The sequence below is a fragment of the Thauera aminoaromatica genome, from assembly GCF_000021765.1.
Lineage (GTDB): Bacteria > Pseudomonadota > Gammaproteobacteria > Burkholderiales > Rhodocyclaceae > Thauera > Thauera aminoaromatica.
Window position 1 is genome coordinate 757104 of sequence record NC_011662.2, and the last position, 18736, is coordinate 775839.

General features: G+C 69.2%; 20 protein-coding genes. 7 read left to right on the forward strand and 13 right to left on the reverse strand.

The window, feature by feature from the left end:
* The first annotated feature begins 165 nt into the window (after positions 1-165).
* Positions 166-798, forward strand: a complete 633-nt coding sequence (upp, locus tag TMZ1T_RS03260) for a uracil phosphoribosyltransferase (protein WP_004305181.1) — start codon at positions 166-168, stop codon at positions 796-798.
* Positions 799-918: 120 nt separating this feature from the next.
* Positions 919-2166: a uracil-xanthine permease family protein gene (locus TMZ1T_RS03265; protein WP_004305179.1), complete on the forward strand. Its 1248-nt coding sequence runs from the start codon at positions 919-921 to the stop codon at positions 2164-2166.
* On the opposite strand, the gene TMZ1T_RS03270 is transcribed toward TMZ1T_RS03265, so the two are convergent.
* The 3 genes from TMZ1T_RS03270 to TMZ1T_RS03280 are packed head-to-tail and all read right to left on the reverse strand — an operon-like array spanning position 2099 to position 3222.
* On the reverse strand, positions 2099-2500 hold the full coding sequence (locus TMZ1T_RS03270) for a YqjK family protein (protein WP_012584581.1): 402 nt from the start codon (positions 2498-2500) through the stop codon (positions 2099-2101). The genes TMZ1T_RS03265 and TMZ1T_RS03270 overlap by 68 nt on opposite strands.
* Positions 2501-2513: 13 nt before the next feature.
* Complete coding sequence (locus tag TMZ1T_RS03275; protein WP_012584582.1) at positions 2514-2906, reverse strand: phage holin family protein; 393 nt, start codon at positions 2904-2906, stop codon at positions 2514-2516.
* Between the two features lie 4 nt (positions 2907-2910).
* The gene (locus TMZ1T_RS03280; RefSeq protein WP_004305172.1) at positions 2911-3222 is read right to left on the reverse strand and encodes a DUF883 family protein; all 312 of its coding nucleotides are present in this window, start codon (positions 3220-3222) and stop codon (positions 2911-2913) included.
* 111 nt (positions 3223-3333) lie between these two features.
* Between TMZ1T_RS03280 and TMZ1T_RS03285 the strand changes: the two genes are divergently transcribed.
* Positions 3334-4020 (forward strand): TlpA family protein disulfide reductase, encoded by a 687-nt coding sequence (locus TMZ1T_RS03285; RefSeq protein WP_245537149.1) that lies wholly within the window; start codon positions 3334-3336, stop codon positions 4018-4020.
* Positions 4021-4114: 94 nt separating this feature from the next.
* On the opposite strand, the gene TMZ1T_RS03290 is transcribed toward TMZ1T_RS03285, so the two are convergent.
* From TMZ1T_RS03290 to TMZ1T_RS03330, 9 genes are all read right to left on the reverse strand, one after another.
* On the reverse strand, positions 4115-4603 hold the full coding sequence (locus TMZ1T_RS03290; RefSeq protein ID WP_004305169.1) for a nitrous oxide reductase accessory protein NosL: 489 nt from the start codon (positions 4601-4603) through the stop codon (positions 4115-4117).
* Positions 4600-5211, reverse strand: coding sequence for a nitrous oxide reductase accessory protein NosL (locus tag TMZ1T_RS03295; protein WP_004305167.1), 612 nt, complete (start codon positions 5209-5211; stop codon positions 4600-4602). The genes TMZ1T_RS03290 and TMZ1T_RS03295 overlap by 4 nt, the downstream gene beginning before the upstream one ends.
* A gap of 93 nt (positions 5212-5304) precedes the next feature.
* Positions 5305-5808 carry a TlpA family protein disulfide reductase gene (locus TMZ1T_RS03300; RefSeq protein ID WP_004305165.1) on the reverse strand — a complete coding sequence of 168 codons (504 nt, stop codon included), beginning with the start codon at positions 5806-5808 and terminating at the stop codon, positions 5305-5307.
* 11 nt (positions 5809-5819) lie between these two features.
* Complete coding sequence (locus TMZ1T_RS03305; protein ID WP_004305163.1) at positions 5820-6830, reverse strand: hypothetical protein; 1011 nt, start codon at positions 6828-6830, stop codon at positions 5820-5822.
* Positions 6827-7525 (reverse strand): ABC transporter ATP-binding protein, encoded by a 699-nt coding sequence (locus TMZ1T_RS03310; protein WP_004305161.1) that lies wholly within the window; start codon positions 7523-7525, stop codon positions 6827-6829. Before TMZ1T_RS03310 ends, TMZ1T_RS03305 begins: the two co-directional genes overlap by 4 nt.
* Before the next feature lie 4 nt (positions 7526-7529).
* Positions 7530-8666, reverse strand: a complete 1137-nt coding sequence (locus TMZ1T_RS03315) for an ABC transporter permease (protein WP_004305158.1) — start codon at positions 8664-8666, stop codon at positions 7530-7532.
* Complete coding sequence (locus tag TMZ1T_RS03320; protein ID WP_004305157.1) at positions 8629-8967, reverse strand: hypothetical protein; 339 nt, start codon at positions 8965-8967, stop codon at positions 8629-8631. Before TMZ1T_RS03320 ends, TMZ1T_RS03315 begins: the two co-directional genes overlap by 38 nt.
* A gap of 13 nt (positions 8968-8980) precedes the next feature.
* Entirely contained in the window at positions 8981-9463 is a 483-nt protein-coding gene (locus tag TMZ1T_RS03325; protein WP_012584583.1) for a hypothetical protein, read from the reverse strand.
* A 145-nt stretch (positions 9464-9608) separates the two neighbouring features.
* Positions 9609-10391, reverse strand: coding sequence for an exodeoxyribonuclease III (locus TMZ1T_RS03330; protein ID WP_004305153.1), 783 nt, complete (start codon positions 10389-10391; stop codon positions 9609-9611).
* Positions 10392-10430: 39 nt separating this feature from the next.
* Between TMZ1T_RS03330 and pyrE the strand changes: the two genes are divergently transcribed.
* From pyrE to TMZ1T_RS03350, 4 genes are read left to right on the forward strand one after another with little or no spacing between them, the layout of a single operon-like run.
* A complete protein-coding gene (gene pyrE, locus TMZ1T_RS03335) occupies positions 10431-11075 on the forward strand; it encodes an orotate phosphoribosyltransferase (protein WP_004305151.1) in 645 nt (214 codons plus the stop codon).
* Entirely contained in the window at positions 11056-11730 is a 675-nt protein-coding gene (locus TMZ1T_RS03340; protein ID WP_004305149.1) for a hypothetical protein, read from the forward strand. The genes pyrE and TMZ1T_RS03340 overlap by 20 nt, the downstream gene beginning before the upstream one ends.
* A 47-nt stretch (positions 11731-11777) precedes the next feature.
* Complete coding sequence (locus tag TMZ1T_RS03345) at positions 11778-13856, forward strand: molybdopterin-containing oxidoreductase family protein (protein ID WP_012584584.1); 2079 nt, start codon at positions 11778-11780, stop codon at positions 13854-13856.
* On the forward strand, positions 13853-14644 hold the full coding sequence (locus TMZ1T_RS03350) for an NAD-dependent deacylase (protein ID WP_012584585.1): 792 nt from the start codon (positions 13853-13855) through the stop codon (positions 14642-14644). Before TMZ1T_RS03345 ends, TMZ1T_RS03350 begins: the two co-directional genes overlap by 4 nt.
* Before the next feature lie 193 nt (positions 14645-14837).
* Here TMZ1T_RS03350 and TMZ1T_RS03355 read toward each other — a convergent pair whose 3' ends face one another.
* Positions 14838-18716, reverse strand: coding sequence for a DUF3683 domain-containing protein (locus TMZ1T_RS03355; protein ID WP_012584586.1), 3879 nt, complete (start codon positions 18714-18716; stop codon positions 14838-14840).
* Between the last annotated feature and the right edge of the window lie 20 nt (positions 18717-18736).

The following is an 18736-nucleotide window of genomic DNA, read 5'->3' on the forward strand; positions in this document are numbered from 1 at the left end:
GCGGACGCATCATTCTAGCGCCGATCCCCGCAAGGCGCCGCCTTCGAGGGCGTGCGCGGATGAGCGGCTTGCCGCGATGCCGCGGGCTGTGGTTTGTGCGCTTGTGCGCGGACCAGCGGCGCGGTAAAAGAGGCGGGTCTTCGTCCTGCCGCCCCGGAAACCGCCATGCCCATCCATGAAATCCGCCATCCGCTCGTGCGCCACAAGATCGGCCTGATGCGCGAAGGCGACATCAGCACCAAGAAGTTCCGCGAGCTCACTGCCGAGATCGCCCGCCTGCTTGCTTACGAGGCGTGCCAGGACTTCCCGCTCGAGACGGTCGAGATCCGGGGCTGGGCCGGTCCGGTCGAGATCGAGCAGATCAAGGGCAAGAAGGTCACCGTGGTGCCCATCCTGCGCGCCGGGCTGGGCATGCTCGACGGCGTGCTCGACATGGTGCCGAGCGCCAAGGTCAGCGTGGTCGGCATCGCGCGTGACGAGGAGACCCTGCAGCCGGTGCCCTACTTCGAGAAGTTCGTCGGCCAACTCGACGAGCGCATGGCGTTGATCATCGACCCGATGCTCGCCACCGGCGGCTCCATGGTCGCCACCGTGGACATGCTGAAGCGCAAGGGCTGCACCCACGTGCGCGCGCTGGTGCTGGTGGCGGCGCCCGAGGGCATCGCGCTGATGGACGAGAAGCATCCCGACGTGGACATCTACACCGCGAGCATCGACAGCCACCTCAACGAGCACGGCTACATCATCCCCGGGCTGGGAGATGCCGGCGACAAGATCTTCGGCACCCGGCACAACTGAGTCCGCGGTGACGGCGTGCGATCGTCCGCTGCGGTCGCCGCGTCATCACGGCTTCATCGATAACGACAACCATGCCGGCTGCGCGCCACGCCGACCGCGTGCGCCCGGCGGAGAACCCTCATGCGTGAAATTCCCATCCAGTCTGCCGAGCCGCTATGGCGGCAGGCGATCTCCGGCGCCCAGATCCTCTTCGTCGCCTTCGGCGCGCTGGTGCTGGTGCCGCTGCTCACCGGACTGAACCCTTCCCTGGCGCTGCTCGGCGCCGGCGTCGGCACCCTGCTGTTCCAGCTCCTCACCGGGCGCCAGGTGCCGATCTTCCTCGGCTCGAGCTTCGCCTTCATCGCGCCGATCATCTTCAGCATCCAGACCTGGGGCATCCCGGCCACCATGGGCGCGCTCGCCTGCGTGTCGCTGATGTACTTCGTCTTCGCCGGGCTGGTGTGGAAGCACGGCGCCGAGATCGTGCACCGCTACATGCCGCCGGTGGTGGTGGGGCCGATCATCATGATCATCGGCCTGTCGCTTGCCGCGGTGGGCGTCAACATGGCGATGGGGCGCAGCGGCGACGGCAAGCTCGAGCTCGTGCCCTACGCCACCGCGCTCATGGTGGCGGGGATCTCGTTCGGCACCACCGTGCTGGTGGCCGTGTTCGCGCGCGGCTTCCTCAAGCTGGTGCCCATCCTGTGCGGCGTGGCGGCGGGCTACGTCGCGGCGATCCTGTTCGGCCTGGTGGATTTCGCCGCGGTGGGTGCGGCGCCCTGGTTCGTGCTGCCGCAGTTCGTCACGCCGAGCTTCGAGCTCGCGGCCATCCTGTTCATGTTGCCGGTGGCCCTGGCGCCGGCGATCGAGCACGTCGGCGACGTGCTCGCGATCGGTGGGGTGACCGGCAAGGACTATACCGAGAAGCCCGGCCTGCACCGCACCCTGGCCGGCGACGGCGCCGGCGTGCTGTTCGCCGGCCTGGTCGGCGGCCCCCCGATCACCACCTATTCCGAGGTCACCGGCGCGCTGACCCTGACCAAGAACTACAACCCGGCGATCATGACCTGGGCCGCGGTGTTCGCGGTGATCCTCGCCTTCTTCGGCAAGTTCAACGCGCTGCTGGCGTCGATCCCGGTGCCGGTGATGGGCGGCATCATGATGCTGATGTTCGGCTCGGTGGCGGCCGTCGGGCTGAACACCCTGATCAAGGCGCGTGTCGACCTGGAGGAGCCGCGCAACCTGGTGATCGTGTCTTCGGTGCTGGTGATGGGCATCGGCGGTCTGGCGCTGAACTTCGACGGCCTGACCCTGCAGGGCGTCAGCTTGTGCGCCGTCGTCGCGGTGGTGCTGAACCTGATCCTGCCGAACGCTCGAGCCGGCGCCTGAGCAGCGCGAGCAGGCCGCGCAGGAGCGGGACGGCGGTGGGCAGCAGCGCCGAGAGCCGCCCGCCGCGCGCCTGGCGAAGCAGCAGCCAGCCGACCCAGGCGCGCTTGGCGAGCCGCAGCGTGAGTCGCGGCCTTGCAGCGAGCACGACGAGCAGTGCGACCGACAGCACGGGGACCTTGTCCTTCGCCCACGCGAGGTGATCGCGCAGCGCATCGACGCGGTCGAGCGCGCCGTCGATGCCGGCGAGGCGCTGCGTGATGTCGGCGCGCTGGGCCTCGGCGCGCAGCTGCAGCTTCTGCTTGCGCAGCGCGAGTTCGACCTGGCGGGGATCCATGCGCGGCACGCCTTCAGTCGGGTTTCTTCAAGGCCGCGCGGTCGCGGGCGAGCTCGGCCAGGCTGGCCGAGAACAGCTTCGTGCCGCTACAAAAAGCGCGCGCCGCGTTACTCGCCGCGAGCAGCCCGCCGCCGAGGCAGATCGCAGTGGAGATGCCGAGCGCGAGCAGGCGATGTTCGTCCCAGAACAGCACGGTCAGGAACACCATCAGAAACACCAGCCCGAAGCCGAGCAGCAACCCCGCCAGCACCGTGTTGAGCGCAAGCCCGGTGAGGCGGAGCTTTTCTTCCTGAAGCTCGACCGCAAGCAGTTCCAGCCGCGTCTGCGCCGTCTGCAGCCCGGCATCGACGATGCCGTGCAGGCTTTCGGCGAGACGCGGTCTGGGCGGCCTGGGCTCGGTGCTCATCGAATCAGCGACGGCTGACCAGCAGGCCGAGCAGGAAGGCGACGCCGGCGGCGACGCCGACCGACTGCCAGGGGTTTTCGTGCACGTAGTCGTCGGTTGCGCGCACGGCCTTCTTGCCGGAGTCGACGATCGCGGCCTCGGCATCGGCCAGGCGGTCCTTGGCGACCGCGACGCGACCGTTGATGCGCGCGCGCAGATCATCGAGCTTGCCGCCCTGCTGGTCGGCGGTGAGCTTGAGGAGTTCCTCCGCGTCCGAAATCAGGGACTTGAGGTCGTCGACGATCTTGTCCTTGGAGGGCTGAAGGGTCGTTGCCATGGTGGTTCTCCTGTGAGTGGTCCGGGAAAAGTGGCCTGAAGCGCTTCGTGCCATGCCTGAAGCAAGCCTACCCCGCGGGGCGTCCGGCCGCAATGAACGATGCGTAAGCGAGTGCTGAAGCCGCTGCAGGGGTATGCCGAATCGAAGCGCGATGTCCGGTTGCAGCGTGTTTTCGGCGGTGCGCCGGGTGCCGTTGCTTGGCAAAATCGGGGCATCTTTCGCGAACGTGCCTGGCGCCGACCGGAACGGCTGCGGATGAAGACGCTCCAAGGACAAGCTTCTCACCGACAAGGTTGCACCATGATCCGTAAATTCGCCCCGATCCTTTGCCTCGGCCTTTTGGCGACGACCGTCCACGCTGCCGAAGACATCGACACCGCGGCCTTGTTCTCGGCCTCGCTGACCGGGCTCGACGCTCAGCCGGTGGCCATGGAGCGCTTCCGCGGGCGGCCGCTCATCGTCAATTTCTGGGCGCGCTGGTGCGCGCCCTGTCGCGAAGAGATCCCCGAGCTCATCCGCCTGCGCGATGCGCAGGGCGCGGACGGGATCGAGGTGATCGGGGTTGCGCTCGAGAGCCAGGTCGAGGGCGTGCGCGTGTTCGCCACCGCCAACGACATGCGCTATCCGGTGGTGCTGGCGGCGAAGCAGGGCATCCCGCTGATGAAGGCGCTCGGCAACGCGGCGGGCGGCGTGCCCTACACGGTCTATATCGGCCGCGACGGCAAGGCGGTGGGCAGCAAGCTGGGGATCGTGCGCGCGGACGATCTCGCCGCGGCGACGAAGGTGCTGCTGAAGTGAGCGCGTGCGGGTGAATGCCCGCACTGCCGCGGCCAGGTTGCCGCAGCTTTCAGACACGGGCGGCGCCGGGCGCCATCGGCGCCCGGGCCGTGGGCTACTCGAAGCGCCCGGCGTCGAGCATCGACGGAAGGCCCGCGCCGACCTCGTCGAAACGCAGGACGCGCGCGCCCTTGTGCTCCTTCAGAAAGTCGGCCGCGTCCTCTCGACTGGCCAGGGGCACGAACTCGTGCCCCATCGGCCCCAGTACGTCCGAGCCCACGACGTACCACGCATTCCTCGCGTCGATGGCGGTCAGCCCGTAGTACTCGGTCACCGAAATGCGCTCGATCTGGTCGCGGCTGTGGCCGGCAGCGTACTTCGCCGGGTCGTGCCAGAACTTGAACAGGTCCTTGGCGCCGTCGAAGAAGTGGGCGTGACCGTCCTTGTAGACGATGGTCGCCACCCAGTTCGGATACTTCGACACCAGCATGCCGCACACCGGGCACAGATCCTTCGTGCCCGGCTTCGGCAGCTCGGCGGCCGGCGCCTGCGCGAGCGCGAACCCCGTCCAGGCTGCGAAAACGAAAGCGAGCAGGGTCTTCATCCTTTGTTGCGCTGCTCCATCATCTTTTGTCGACGCTCGGCGCGGTTCTTGCGGATGCGGGTGACGTCGGCCGACATGTCGGTGTAGGCGGCCAGCAGCGCGCCGTCGAAGTCGGTGAGCTCGCCGCCGTTCGCCGCCTGCGAGACCTTGGCGGCCTCGGCGCTGCCGTAGGCGACCTTGCTGCGCGCGGTCATCACGCCGGCCAACTTGCTGCCGACCAGGAAGCTGGCCTTCTCGACTTCGACCAGCGGCCTGGTATCGCCTTCGGCTGCGTTGTCGCCCACCCACAGCGCCTTGGGGTCGCGATCGATGTTCAGCGCCAGGCTGATCGCCGCGCAATGCAGCGAACAGGTGCCGTCAGCGAGGTCGTCGGCGTAGTGCACGACCATGCGCGAGTGGTGGAACTGTTTGCGATCCATGCCGCAATACGGGCATTTGGGATGCTTGGCGAGGTCATCGACCTGCGGCTGCGGATCGGCTGCGGTCTTGGGGATGAACTGCGCCGGGGTGCCGTCGCCGGTGCAGCCGGACTGCGCGGCGGCCTTGCCGGCGGTGGCCATTCCGATGCTGGCGAGGACGGACATCTTGAGGGCTTCTCTGCGATCCATGGTCTGCTCCTTCGGGGTGGTGCCGGCGCGTGCCGGCAGGGTTCGATTCGAATCGGGCTGCGCCTGCGGCAGGCGCTGCGGCCCGGGGCCGGGTCATCGCGTCTCCGGCAGGATGCGATCGAGCTGGATGGCCAGCAGCCTGTCGTCGAGTTCGCCGATGACCTTGCCGCTGATCAGCCCGTTGCGATCGACGAAGATGGTCATCGGCAGGCCTTTCACGCCGTAATCGCGGGTGATGCGCGCGCCGGGGTCGAGCACGGCCGAGTAACCGACGCCGAGGCGCTCGATGAAGGCGGCGGCGGTGGCGCGGTCCTGGGCGACGTTGACCGCCAGCACGCTCAGTCCGCTCGCCGCGTGTTCGCGCCAGGCACGGTCGATCCGCGTCATGCTGTTGGCGCAGTAGCGGCACCAGTCGGCCCAGAAATCGATGATCACCGGCTTGTCGGCAAAGTCTTCCGGGAACCGGCGTACGCCGCCGTCCAGGCCCATTGCCTCGAAGGCGGGGGCAGCGATGCCGCGCGCCGGGCCGGCGTCGGATCCGCCCCGGCCGCAGGCGGCGAGCAGGGTGCAGGCAAGGACGAGCAGCAGGTTCTTCATCGGCAGTGGCCTCAGTCGAGCAGGATCAGGTTGGAGCGCAGCACCATCACGCTCGCCACCAGCATGAAGAGCACAAAGCCCGCCGCGGCGATGCCGGCCAGGCGTGCGCTGGCCTGCGGGGCGAGGGTGGCGAGGCTGGGGCGGCCGCCGAACATCCTCAGCACCCCGGCCGCCAGCCCGGCCGCGGCGGCGGCGAACAGCGGGATGTAGAGCAGGTAGCCCTGGTAGCCGTATTCGGGTTTCAGGATGCAGAACGGGCAGTGGTGATGGGGATGCTCGTAGATGTACAGCGACACGAAGGCGACCACCCCGGCGAGCGCGGCGAAGAAGGCGGCGACCGAGGCCGTGCCGACCGCGAGCCCGCTCCACAGCCTGTGCCCGCCGCTCTTCCAGTGCCAGGCAGCGAGCAGGATCGCGCCGCCCAGCGTGGCGTAGAAGACGCTCATCGCCCGTGCCGGCGCCAGCGCGCTGACCTCGCTCGCGACCGTGTCGGCCTCTTCCGAGAACAGGCTGCCGCAGCACGAGGTGATGACGTCCGCCTCGAGGCGGATGAAGTAGTTGAACTGCAGGTACAGCACCGCCGCGGCGAGCGGCGCGTAGGCGAGCAGCAGGCGGTACTTGATGCGGGTGAGCGGATAGTCGCGCGCCTGGTTGTCGAGGCGGTTGATCGCCAGCCACGTCGCCGCGAAGAAGAACGCCACGAGCTGTGCGTATAGCGCCGGAAAGCCGTACGCGTTGGCGTTGAGCGTGCCGACGGCGCACATCGCGCCGACGAACATCACCGACATCCTGTCGGCGTTGAACACGAACAGCAGCGTCGACAGCACCTGCAGCCCGCACACCAGCGCCACCATCATCGAGAACAGGTAGGTCAGGCGCTCGAGCCGCAACTGGCGCTCGCTGCCGCTGCCGAGGTCCCAGTGGCGGATGAGCTGCAGCGCGAACGGCGACGCCACCGCCAGCATGGCCACGCTCAGGCCGGCGGCGAGCAGCAGGGCGATGATGGCGGGCTGGAAGATCATGGCCAGGCCTTGCGCGTGTCGACGACCTCGATGAGCCGGCCGTCGCGCAGCGAATACACCCGGTCGACGACCTCGGACTCGACCACCAGCGGGTCGTGGCTGGTGAGGATCACCGTGCGCCCGGCCTCGGCGAGGCGGCGCAGGATGGCGAGGAATTCGGCCGAGAGCGTGCTGTCGAGGTTGGCGGTGGGTTCGTCGGCGACGAGGATCTCGGGGTCGTTGATGAGCGCACGGCAGATCGCCACGCGCTGCTGCTCGCCCCCGGAGAGCCACTCCACCTTGGCGTCGCGGCGGTGCGCGAGCTGCAGGTCGGCGAGCAGGGCCTCGGCGCGCGCCAGCAACTGCGCGCGCGGCGTGCCGCCGGGGTAGCCGGGCAGGATGATGTTCTCGACCGCCGACAGGCCGCGGATCAGGTTGAACTGCTGGAAGATGAAGCCGAAGGTGCGGCGGCGGATCTCGGTCAGGAAGCGCTCGGGCAGGCCGGAGATGTCCTCGCCGTTCAGGCGCACGCGGCCCTCGGTGGGGCGGGCGAGGCAGCCGAGGATGGTCAGCAGCGTGGTCTTGCCCGAGCCCGAGGGGCCCTTGAGCACGCTCACCCGCGCCGGCGGGATCTCCAGGTCGATGCCCTTGAGCGCCCAGTATTCGTTGTGCTGGCCCTGGTTGAACACCTTGCGGATGTTGGCGAGTTCGAGCATCGCGTCAGCTCCGCATCACGGTGTCGGGGTCGGTGGTCGCCGCGCGCCAGATCGGCACCAGGGTGGCCGCGGTGTAGGGCAGCACGGTGAACACGAACAGCGTGGCCACCTGCAGGCCGTCGATCTGCGGCGTGAGCGCGAAGCTCGGGTACAGCACCGCCCAGCCTTTGAGCACCGGTGCGAACAGGGTGAACTCGAAGTGGAACACATGCACGTAGGCGGCGACGTAGCCGACCAGGAAGGCGAACAGCGAGACCAGGAAGCCTTCCCAGAACTTCATCGCGATCACGTCGCCGGTCTCCCAGCCGATCGCCTTGAGGATGCCGATCTCGCGTTTTTCTTCCGCCGACAGGCCGGCAGCCTTCTCCCAGGCGAAGATGCCGAAGGCGAGGATGGCGGCCGACAGCAGCGCCAGCATCATGCCCTCGCGCCAGTCGAAGATCGACGCATAGGTGCGCAGCACCTCCTCGCGCAGGATCGGGCGCGAGTCGGGCAGGGTGCCGAGCAGCTTGACACCGACGTTGCGCACCTCGAGCGGGTTGGCCACCCACAGCGCGATGTCGGTGTAGTGGCCGTCCGGATAGGCGAAGAAGCGGCGGAAGTCGGCCTCGTTCATCAGCACCAGGTCGGCGCTGACCAGTTCGGACTCGTGCGCCAGCACTGCGGCGACGATGAAGGTGTGCAACTCGCCGGAATATGCGCGGAAGGAGATGCCGTTGCCCGCCGACAGCCCGCGCGTGCGCTCCAGCGCCGGGCCGACGACGATCTCGCCCGGGACGATCTCGCGATCGGCCGGAACCATGAAGGTGTAGTTGGCCTTCAGCACGCTGTCGTAGTAGTAGCCCCACAGCCGGCCCTCGATCTTCTGCACGCCGCGGATGCGGCCGATCCGCTCGATGTAGCCCGGCGGCACCAGGTCGTGGCGGCCGGCGATGAGGCGCTGCAGCACGATCTCCGGCGCGCCGGCCAGCACCCGCGTGGCCTCGTTGCGCAGCGCGTGGGTGTACAGCGCCACCGAGGCGAGCACGAACACGAGCAGCGTATAGACGAACAGCAGCCCGAGGCTCTTGCCCTTGCGCCGCGCGAGCGACTGCGCGGTGAAGTCAATCAGGTGACGCTGCCTTTCGATCCAGGGTTTCATGGTGGTCCAGCAGCAGGCGTGGTGGCGGCAGCAGCGAGCCCGAGGGGAAGTGCTCCAGCGCCATCGGGTGGTCCTGGAAGGCGGAGTGCAGGTCGGCCTGGCTCAGGTGGCGGGTGTAGCGTGCCTCGGTGAACAGCACCACGTCGGACAGGCGCAAGCCGGTGACGAGTTCCGTTGTGCGCTGCAGTGCCGCCTCGCGTGCGCTGCGCTGCCTGGCGGCGTCGGCGAAGGTTGCCGCAAACAGCACGCCGGCGAGCAGCGTGGCGGCGAGGACGCGGTCGGAGGGGCGCTCCAAGGGCATGCCAAGGTCCCCGCTACTTGCCGCGCGCCAGGGTCTTCCGGCGCATTTCCTCGTAGCTCAGGCTGTGCGCATCGGCTGCGGGCGCTGCGCTGGCAGCGAGGTCGTAGCGCATCGGCGAGCGCTTGACGATGTAGCGGGCCTGGCGCGGATCCAGCCAGGTGACCGCCTTGACGCTCGGACTCTCCCAGGCCGCCACCCACATCCGGGTGGACACGTCGTCCATCCACGGAAAGCGCGTGCGCTGCTCTTCGAGCCAGAAGACCAGGCAGCCGACATCGTCGAACGTGAAGGTATTGTCCCTCGGCCCCCCGCGCAGTTGCGCGGCGAAGCGGTGGTCGGCGATGCGCATGTTGCAGCGCACGCAGGCATCGCGATCCCAGGCGATGGGCTTCATGCCCTCGGGCCACACCTCTCCCGAGCAGGCCGCCAGCGGCGTCAGCAGCAGGCCGCCGGTGCCGAGGCGGGCGATGAAGCGACGTCTGTCAGGGTTGTACATGGGGCTCATCTCCGACCGCTCGAGGATCTCCCTTGGAGGCGGACGCCGGGTTCGAATGCCCGGATGATAGCGCCGGCGCGTGGCCCCCGGGCCGCATGGCCCCGGAGGAGGGCAGGGGTGCGACCGCGTGTCGCACCCCACGGGGCTACAGCGTCCAGTCGTAATCCACCGTCAGCGGCGCGTGGTCCGAGAAGCGCTGCGCCTTGTAGACCTCCGCCGCCTGGGCGCTCGCAGCCAGTCCCGGGGTGGCGACCTGGTAGTCCAGCCGCCATCCCACGTTCTTCGCCCACGCTTGGCCGCGGTTCGACCACCACGTGTAGCAGGCCTCGGTGGCCTCGGGGTGCAGGCGGCGATAGACGTCGATCCAGCCCTGTTCGTCGAACAAACGCCCGAGCCACGCGCGCTCCTCGGGCAGGAAGCCGGAGTTCTTCTGGTTCGACTTCCAGTTCTTCAGATCGGCTTCGCGGTGGGCGATGTTCCAGTCGCCGCACACCACGACCTCCTGTCCGCTCTGGAAGAGCTGGTCCATGTGCGGCAGGAAGCGGTCCATGAAATCGAACTTGACCTGCTGGCGCTCCGCCGAGCTCGAGCCCGAGGGCAGATAGAGCGAAACCACCGAGAGCTTGCCGAAGTCGAGCTGCAGGAAGCGGCCCTCGGCGTCGATCGCGGGGATGCCGAGGCCCTCGACGACGCGGTCCGGCGCGTGCCGGCTGTAGATGCCGACGCCGCTGTAGCCCTTCTTCTCGGCGGCGTGGAACCAGCCCTGCATGCCCGCGGGCGCGCGCATCTCGGGGCGCAGGTCGGCGTCCTGCGCCTTGAGTTCCTGCACGCACAGGAAGTCGGCCTGCTGCGCGGGCAGCCAGTCGAGCAGGCCCTTGGTGCAGGCCGAGCGGATGCCGTTGAGGTTCAGGGTGATGATGCGTAACATCGGCGGTTTCCAGTTTCGCTGCCAGGCAGCCAAAGAGCCGTGGATTTTAGCCGGGATTTCATTGCCCTCGCGTGCCGCAAGGGCGTGCTGCGCTTCGGCGCATTCGTCACCAAGGCGGGACGCAACTCGCCGTATTTCTTCAATGCCGGTCTGTTCGACGACGGCGCCTCGTTCCGCGAGCTGTGCGGCTACTACGCGCGCACCATCCGCGCCGCGGGTATCGCCTGCGACATGCTGTTCGGGCCGGCCTACAAGGGCATCCCGCTCGTCGCCGGCACCGCGATCCGGCTCGCCGAGGACGGCGTGGACCTGCCCTTCGCGTTCAACCGCAAGGAGGCCAAGGACCACGGCGAGGGCGGCACGCTGATCGGCGCGCCGCTGCGCGGCAAGGTGCTGATCCTCGACGACGTGATCTCGGCCGGCACCTCGGTGCGCGAGTCGGTCGAGCTGATCCGCGCCGCGGGCGCCGAGCCCGCCGGTGTGGTGATCGCGCTCGATCGCATGGAACGCGGTAAAAGTGCCTTGTCCGCGGTCGAGGAGGTCAAGGAGAATTTCGGTATTCCGGTCGTCGCGGTGGCCACGCTCGAAGACCTCGTCGCCTACCTGGCGGACAGTCCCGAGCTTGCGGCCAACCTCGACGCAGTCCAGGCATATCGGGAACAGTATGGGATTTCCTCGCGCTGAACGCGTCCTCGCCGGCTTCGCCTGCACCGTCGCGCTGGTGGCCTCGTCCGGCACGCTGGCGGCGCAGCAGTCTGGCGGCGCATCGATCTACTGCTGCGATGTCGGCGGTCAGCCGGTGTGCGGCGACATCCTGCCCGCCGCCTGCTACGGCCGCGCCTACCGCGAGATGAGCCCCTCGGGCACCGTGCGCCGCACGGTCGCGGCGCCGCTCACGCCCGACGAGATCGCCCAGCGCGCGGCCGCCGAGCACAAGCGTCGCGCCGAGGAGGCAGAGCGCATGCGCCAGCTGCGCCTCGACCAGGCGCTGCTCGAGACCTATCGCAGCGTCCAGGACCTCGACAGCCGGCGCGATCGCGAGCTGCGCGAGCTCGACCGCAGCATCCGCGAGCTGCGCGCACGCGAGTCGGAGTTGATCGAGCGCCAGCGCGTCATGATCGACGAGGCCACGCATACGGACAAGAGCGACGTCGCCGCCAGCCTCGAGGCCGACATCCGCCTGCTCGACAGTGAGATCGCCGCCCAGTCCTCGGTGGTCGCGGCCAAGCTGCGCGAGCGCAATGCGGTGGTCGAGCGCTTCGAGGAACACCGTCGCCGATACGTCGAGCTCACCTCGGCGCCCGAGTCCGCGCGCATCCCGCCGATGCCGCGTCGTTGAGTCTTCTGCCGTGCCGCCCGGCCGGGCGGCCGCAACGCGAGGCAGCGATGCCCCCCTCGACCCCCTCAGAAGTCCGCGTGCGCGCGGCCTGCCCGCACGACTGCCCCGACACCTGCGCGATGGAGGTCACGGTTGCCGATGGCCGCGCGGTGAGGATCCGCGGCGCCGCCGACATGCCCTTCACCAACGGCACGCTGTGCACCAAGGTGGCGCACTACCTCGAGCGGGTGTATTCCGAGCGCCGCCTGCTGCATCCGATGAAGCGGGTGGGGCGCAAGGGCGAGGGGCGCTTCGAGCGCATCTCCTGGGACGAAGCCCTCGACACCATCGCGGCGAAATACCGCGAGATCGCCGCCGAGGACCCGCGCGCGATCCTGCCCTACAGCTACTGCGGCACCATGGGCCTGGTGCAGGGCGAGAGCCTGGACCGGCGCTTCTTCCATCGCCTGGGCGCCTCCCTGCTCGAGCGCACGATCTGCGCCACCGCGGGCGCGCACGGCTGGAAGGCGACCGTGGGCGCGATGCTCGGCGCCGATCCCGAAGCCGCCAGCGAGGCCGGCCTGATCCTGATCTGGGGCGCCAACCCGGTGGTGTCCAACCTGCACGGCTGGCGCCACCTGCAGGAGGCGAAGCGGCGCGGCGCCCGCCTGGTGTGCATCGATCCGCGGCGCACCGATACCGCGAAGAAGTGCGACCTGCACCTCGCCCCGCTGCCCGGCACCGACGGCGCGCTCGCGCTCGCGATGATGCAGGTGCTGATCGCCGAGGGCCTGCTCGACCGCGAGTACATCGCCCGCCACACCCTGGGCTTCGACGCGCTCGCCGTACGCGTGCGCGCCTGCACGCCGGAGTGGGCGGCGCCGCTCACCGGCCTCGCGGCCGAGGCCATCCGCAGCCTGGCGATCGAGTACGGGCGCAGCGCGCGCAGCCTGATCCGGCTCAACTACGGCCTCAACCGCTGCGCCGGTGGCGGCATGGCGGTGCGCAACGTGGCCTGCCTGCCCGCGCTCACCGGCGCGTGGCGCCACCCCGGCTGCGGCGCGCTGCTGTCGACCTCGGGCAACTTCCCGGTGGATGTGCAGGCGCTCGCCCGCCCCGACCTCTATCCCGACGCGAGGCGCTTCCCGCCGCGGGCGCTCAACATGTCCTTCATCGGCGACGTGCTGCTCGACAGCCGCGACCCGCCGGTGCGCGCGATCCACGTCTATAACGCCAACCCGGTCGCAGTCGCGCCCGACAGCCGTCGGGTGCGCGCCGGCTTTGCGCGCGAGGACCTCTTCTGTGTGGTGCACGAGCAGTTTCAGACCGACACCGCCGACTACGCCGACATCCTGCTGCCCGCCACCAGCCAGCTCGAGCACCGTGACCTGCACAAGGCCTACGGCCATCCCTACGTTGTGGACAACCGGCCGGCGATCGCGCCGCTCGGCGAGGCGCGCTCCAACACCGCGGTCTTCCGTGCGCTCGCCCGCCGCCTCGGCTTTGCGGCTGCCGCGCTCTACGAAAGCGACGACGCCATCGCGGCGGCGGCCTTCCGCGCCGACGACCCGCGGGTGGCGGGCCTCGCCGAGGGCCTGCAGGCGCGGGGCTGGGCGCGGCTCGCGCTGCCCGCGGGCCACGCGCCCTTCGCCGACGGTGGCTTCCGCACGCCTTCGGGCAAGTGCGAGTTCTTCTCCGCCGCGCTCGCGCACGAGGGCCTCGACCCTTTGCCGGCCTGGCATCCGCCCGCCGAGTCGGTGCCCAGCAACCCGGCGCTGGGTGCGCGCTATCCGCTCGCGCTGATCACCCCGCCGGCGCGCAACTTCCTCAATTCCACCTTCGCCAACCAGGCGCGCTTTCTCGCCGACGAGGGCGGGCCGAAGCTCGAGATCCACCCCGAGGACGCCGTCGCGCGCGGCGTCGTGGAGGGCATGCGCCTGCGCATCCACAACGACCGCGGTGACTTCATCGCGCGTGCGGTGGTCACCACCGACGTGCGCCCCGGCGTGGTGTGCAGCCCCTCGGTGTGGTGGCCCAAACTGTGCGAAGGCGGCCACAACGCCAACGCGGTCATCGCCGCGCGCCCCACCGACATGGGCGGCGGGCCGACCTTCTACGACTGCCTGGTGGAGGTGGAGCCCGCATGAGCCCGAGTACGACCCTCGACGCGGTGGCGGACATCCTCGCGCGCGCGCAGCGCATCCTCTTCGTCACCGGTGCCGGCATCTCGGTCGATTCGGGCCTTCCCACCTACCGCGGCATCGGCGGCCTCTACCACGACCGCCTCACCGAGGAGGGCCTCACCATCGAGGAGGCCTTGTCGGGCGAGATGATGGCGACCCGGCCCGAGATCGCCTGGCGCTACATCGCCCAGATCGAGGCCAGCTGCCGCGGTGCGAAGCCCAACGCCGCCCACCGCCTGATCGCCGCACTCGAGCAGGAGAAGGCGCTGGTGTGCGTGCTCACCCAGAACGTCGACGGCCTGCACCGCGCCGCCGGTTCGCGCAACGTCATCGAGATCCACGGCACCGTGCATCGGCTGCACTGCATGTCCTGCGGGCAGGGGCGCCGGGTGGAGGACTACGCCGGCCTCTCCATCCCGCCCGAATGCCCGCGTTGCGGCGGCATCCTGCGCCCGGACGTGGTGCTGTTCGGCGAGGCGCTGCCCGAGCTCGCGATCGAGCGCCTGGAGAGCGTGCTGTCGCAGGGCATGGACGCGGTGGTGTCGATCGGCACCACCAGCGTCTTCCCCTACATCGCCGGCCCGGTGCTGTGGGCGGCGCGCGAGGGCATACCCACGGTGGAGATCAACCCCGGCGACACCCAGGTCAGCCAGTTCGTCGACCACCGCCTGCGCATGTGCGCCGCCGAGGCCCTGCCCGAGCTGTGGTGGCGGATGCATCCGGCGGATCCGGCGGAAGACAGGGGTTGGTGAAGGAAACGGGGCCGTTTCCGCCAGGGGCAGGCCCGACCGAGGGTGGAGCGGGCCTCGGAAAGGATCGCGACTTGCGTCGCTCCTACAAGAATCGCGGCGCCCGGGGTGGGGCGTAGGCGCGGCGCAAGCCGAGACCTGACGCTCCTCCAACGCCGCGCTTCCGTTCGGGGCGCCGCGTGGAGGATCTCCCCGCTTACAGCAACACCCGCTCGATCCCTCCGCTGTTCGCCTTCGCCACGTAGTCCGGCAGCCAGTTCTCGCCGAGCAGGTGCCTGGCCAGCTCGACCACGATGTAGTCGGGCTCGATGCCGCCGGCGTCGTCGGCGTAGCGGTGCATGCCCTGCAGGCAGCTCGGACACGAGGTCAGCATCTTGATCTTCGCGTTCGGGTCGCCCTCGCGCAGCTTGGCCGCGCCCTTCTCGATCTCCTCCTGCTTGCGGAAGCGCACCTGGGTGGAGATGTCGGGGCGGGCCACCGCGAGCGTGCCGGATTCGCCGCAGCAGCGGTCGGACAGGTCGACGCGCGTGCCCATCAGCTCGTTGGCCACCTTGATGCCCTGGTACTGCTTCATCGGCGTGTGGCAGGGCTCGTGGTACATGTACTTCACGCCGCCCACGCCCTCGAGTTTCACGCCCTTCTCCATCAGATACTCGTGGATGTCGAGCAGGCGGCAGCCGGGGAAGATCTTCTCGAATTCGTACTTCTGCAGCTGGTCCATGCAGGTGCCGCAGGACACGATGACGGTCTTGATGTCGAGGTAGTTGAGCGTGTTGGCCACGCGGTGGAAGAGCACGCGGTTGTCGGTGGTGATCTTCTGGCCCTTCTCCTCCTCGCCGGCGGCGGTCTGCGGGTAGCCGCAGCACAGGTAGCCCGGCGGCAGCACGGTGTGCGCGCCGACGTGGTAGAGCATGGCCTGGGTGGCCAGCCCGACCTGGCTGAACAGGCGCTCGGAGCCGCAGCCCGGGAAGTAGAACACCGCCTCGGACTCGCCGTTGGCCTTGTGCGGGTCGCGGATCACCGGGATGACCTTGTCGTCCTCGATGTCGAGCAGCGCGCGGCTGGTGCGCTTGGGCAGGTTGCCGGGCATCGGCTTGTTGATGAAGTGGATCACCTGGGCCTTGATCGGGGCCTTGCCGAGCGTGGCCGGGGGCGCCTTCACCTGCGGCTGGACGAGGCCGAACTTCTTGCCCAGCTCGTGGGCGAAGCGCTGCGCCTTGTAGCCCCAGTCGATCATGCCGGTGCGGAAGGCCTTGATCGTGGTCGGGTCCTTGATGGTCAGGAAGGCCATCGCCGCCGCCTTGCCCGGATTGAACGACTTCTTGCCCTGCTTGCGCAGCAGGTTGCGCATCTTGATCGACACGTCGCCGAAGTCGATGTCCACCGGACAGGGCTTCTCGCACTTGTGGCAGATCGTGCAGTGGTCGGCCACGTCCTCGAACTCGGCCCAGTGCGCCAGCGACACGCCGCGCCGGGTCTGTTCCTCGTACAGGAAGGCCTCGATCAACAGCGAGGTGGAGAGGATCTTGTTGCGCGGGGAATACAGCAGGTTGGCGCGCGGCACGTGCGTGGAGCACACCGGCTTGCACTTGCCGCAGCGCAGGCAGTCCTTGATGTCGTGGGCGATCTCGCCGACATCGGTCTGCTCCATGATCAGCGACTCGTGGCCCATCAGGTTGAAGCTGGGGGTGTAGGCGTTGTCGAGGTTGCCGCGGATCGGCCCCTTGCGCATCAGCTTGCCGCGGTTGAAGCGGCCTTCGGGGTCGACCTTTTCCTTGTAGCTCCAGAAGTTCGCCATCTCGTCGTCGGTGAGATAGTCGAGCTTGGTGATGCCGATGCCGTGCTCGCCGGAGATGACCCCGTCCAGGCTGCGTGCCAGCGCCATGATGCGGTCGACCGCGCGGTTGGCGGTCTGCAGCATCTCGTAGTGGTCGGAGTTGACCGGCAGGTTGGTGTGCACGTTGCCGTCGCCGGCGTGCATGTGCAGGGCGACGAAGACGCGGCCGCGCAGCACCTCGCGGTGGATCTCGGCGACGCGGGCGAGGATGGGGGCGAACAGGGCCCCGTCGAAGGTCTGCTCGAGCAGCGGGCGCAGCTCCTCCTTCCACGACACGCGGATCGAGTAGTCCTGCAGGCGATGGAACAGGGTCGGGCTGGCGGCGCGGTTGGAGAGCTCGCCGGCCTGGACGCCATAGGCGGCGAACTGCGGCTCGGCCTCGGCGAGCGGGAGGTCGAGCTTGTCCAGCAGCCACTGCCAGCGCCGGCGCACGCCGGCGACCTGCTCGAGGGCCTGGGCGCGGTGGTCGGAGACCAGCGCCTCGCGGTCGAGGCCCTCGTCCTTGATCTCGAGCGGCAGCTCGCCCTGCAGGAACTCGGCGAGGCGGTCGCAGAGCGCGATCTTGTTCTGCAGCGAGAGCTCGATGTTGATGCGCTCGATGCCGTCGCAGTACTCGCCCATGCGCGGCAGCGGGATGACCACGTCCTCGTTGATCTTGAAGGCGTTGGTGTGGCGCGAGATCGCCGCGGTGCGGGAGCGCTCCAGCCAGAAGCGCTTGCGCTGCTCGGGGCTGACCGCGATGAAGCCCTCCGAACCGCGCGCGTTGGTCATGCGCACGACCTCGGAGGCGGCCTTCATCACCGCGTCCTCGTCGTGGCCGACGATGTCGCCGATCAGCACCATCTTGGGGCGGCCGTGGCGGCGCGCCTTGGTGGCGTAGCCGACCGCCTTGACGTAGCGCTCGTCGAGGTGCTCGAGGCCGGCGAGCTGCACGCCCGCGGCGTGGCCGGCGCCGCCCGGCTTGAAGAAATCGGTGATCTCGACGATCGCCGGCACCGCCTCGCGCACCTGGCCGAAGAACTCCAGGCACACCGTGCGGGTGACCGGCGGCATCTTGTGCAGCACCCAGCGTGCGGCCACGATGAGGCCGTCGGTGCCTTCCTTCTGCACGCCCGGCACGCCGCCGAGGAACTTGTCGGTGACGTCCTTGCCGAGGCCGACCTTGCGGCAGGCGGCGCCCGGCATGGCGAGGATCTCCTCGCCGAGCGCGGCGTTGGTCAGCCCGTCGAAGCGGCGCAGGCGGAAGCGGACGGTCTCCTGCTCGTGGATCTTGCCGAAGTTGTGGTCGAGGCGCTCGACCTCGAGCCAGTTGCCGTCGGGCGTGACCATCTTCCACCACGCCAGGTTGTCGAGCGCGGTGCCCCACAGCACGGCCTTCTTGCCGCCGGCGTTCATGGCGATGTTGCCGCCGATGCAGGAGGCGCTCGCCGAGGTCGGGTCGACCGCGAACACGCGGCCGGCGAGCGCCGCCGCCTCGGAGACGCGCTCGGTGACCACGCCGGCGCCGGTGCGGATGGTGGGGTAGGGCTCGGCCATCGCGCCGTCGATGCCTGGCAGCACGGTGGGCTCGACCGCGCTCATGGCGAGCAGCTTCTCGGTGTTGATGACGACCGAGCTGGCATCGAGCGGCACCGCGCCACCGGTGTAGCCCGTGCCGCCGCCGCGCGGGATGATGGTCAGGCCGAGCGCGATGCACTCGCGCACCAGCGGCGCCATCTCCTCCTCCGTGTCGGGGTAGAGCACCACGAAGGGATACTCGACCCGCCAGTCGGTGGCGTCGGTGACGTGGGAGACGCGGGCGTGACCGTCGAAGCAGATGTTGTCGCGCCGGGTGTGTCTGGCCAGCGCCTTGAGCACCGCCTTGCGGCGGCGTGCGGTGTCGTCGAACCAGCGCTCGAAGTTGGACACCGCCTCGCGCGCACGCGCCACCAGCAGGGTGACGTGGTCGTTGCCCTGGCGGCGTTTGTCGATCTCGTTGAGGCGGTGGTCGAGCGCGCCGATCAGCGCGTCGCGGCGCTCGCGCGAGGTGAGGAGGTCGTCCTCGAGGTAGGGGTTGCGGCGCACCACCCAGATATCGCCGAGGACCTCGTAGAGCATCCGCGCCGAGCGGCCGGTGACGCGTTCGGTGCGGAGCTGGTCGAGCACCGCCCAGGCCTCGGCCCCGAGCAGCCGGATGACGATCTCGCGGTCGGAAAACGAGGTGTAGTTGTACGGAATCTCGCGCAGGCGTTGGCTCATTGGACTACCCGGAAGCGGCT

Excerpts from the sequence above, each read along its gene's own strand:
- TMZ1T_RS03330 (WP_004305153.1), bottom strand. The coding sequence starts at position 10,391 with ATGTTACGCATCATCACCCTGAACCTCAACGGCATCCGCTCGGCCTGC.
- TMZ1T_RS03295 (WP_004305167.1), bottom strand. The coding sequence starts at position 5,211 with ATGGATCGCAGAGAAGCCCTCAAGATGTCCGTCCTCGCCAGCATCGGA.
- TMZ1T_RS03345 (WP_012584584.1), top strand. The coding sequence starts at position 11,778 with ATGCCCCCCTCGACCCCCTCAGAAGTCCGCGTGCGCGCGGCCTGCCCG.
- TMZ1T_RS03350 (WP_012584585.1), top strand. The coding sequence starts at position 13,853 with ATGAGCCCGAGTACGACCCTCGACGCGGTGGCGGACATCCTCGCGCGC.
- TMZ1T_RS03290 (WP_004305169.1), bottom strand. The coding sequence starts at position 4,603 with ATGAAGACCCTGCTCGCTTTCGTTTTCGCAGCCTGGACGGGGTTCGCG.
- TMZ1T_RS03320 (WP_004305157.1), bottom strand. The coding sequence starts at position 8,967 with ATGCCCTTGGAGCGCCCCTCCGACCGCGTCCTCGCCGCCACGCTGCTC.
- TMZ1T_RS03315 (WP_004305158.1), bottom strand. The coding sequence starts at position 8,666 with ATGAAACCCTGGATCGAAAGGCAGCGTCACCTGATTGACTTCACCGCG.
- TMZ1T_RS03355 (WP_012584586.1), bottom strand. The coding sequence starts at position 18,716 with ATGAGCCAACGCCTGCGCGAGATTCCGTACAACTACACCTCGTTTTCC.
- TMZ1T_RS03270 (WP_012584581.1), bottom strand. The coding sequence starts at position 2,500 with ATGGATCCCCGCCAGGTCGAACTCGCGCTGCGCAAGCAGAAGCTGCAG.
- TMZ1T_RS03340 (WP_004305149.1), top strand. The coding sequence starts at position 11,056 with ATGGGATTTCCTCGCGCTGAACGCGTCCTCGCCGGCTTCGCCTGCACC.
- upp (WP_004305181.1), top strand. The coding sequence starts at position 166 with ATGCCCATCCATGAAATCCGCCATCCGCTCGTGCGCCACAAGATCGGC.
- TMZ1T_RS03310 (WP_004305161.1), bottom strand. The coding sequence starts at position 7,525 with ATGCTCGAACTCGCCAACATCCGCAAGGTGTTCAACCAGGGCCAGCAC.
- TMZ1T_RS03280 (WP_004305172.1), bottom strand. The coding sequence starts at position 3,222 with ATGGCAACGACCCTTCAGCCCTCCAAGGACAAGATCGTCGACGACCTC.
- TMZ1T_RS03275 (WP_012584582.1), bottom strand. The coding sequence starts at position 2,906 with ATGAGCACCGAGCCCAGGCCGCCCAGACCGCGTCTCGCCGAAAGCCTG.
- TMZ1T_RS03300 (WP_004305165.1), bottom strand. The coding sequence starts at position 5,808 with ATGAAGAACCTGCTGCTCGTCCTTGCCTGCACCCTGCTCGCCGCCTGC.
- TMZ1T_RS03265 (WP_004305179.1), top strand. The coding sequence starts at position 919 with ATGCGTGAAATTCCCATCCAGTCTGCCGAGCCGCTATGGCGGCAGGCG.
- TMZ1T_RS03325 (WP_012584583.1), bottom strand. The coding sequence starts at position 9,463 with ATGTACAACCCTGACAGACGTCGCTTCATCGCCCGCCTCGGCACCGGC.
- TMZ1T_RS03305 (WP_004305163.1), bottom strand. The coding sequence starts at position 6,830 with ATGATCTTCCAGCCCGCCATCATCGCCCTGCTGCTCGCCGCCGGCCTG.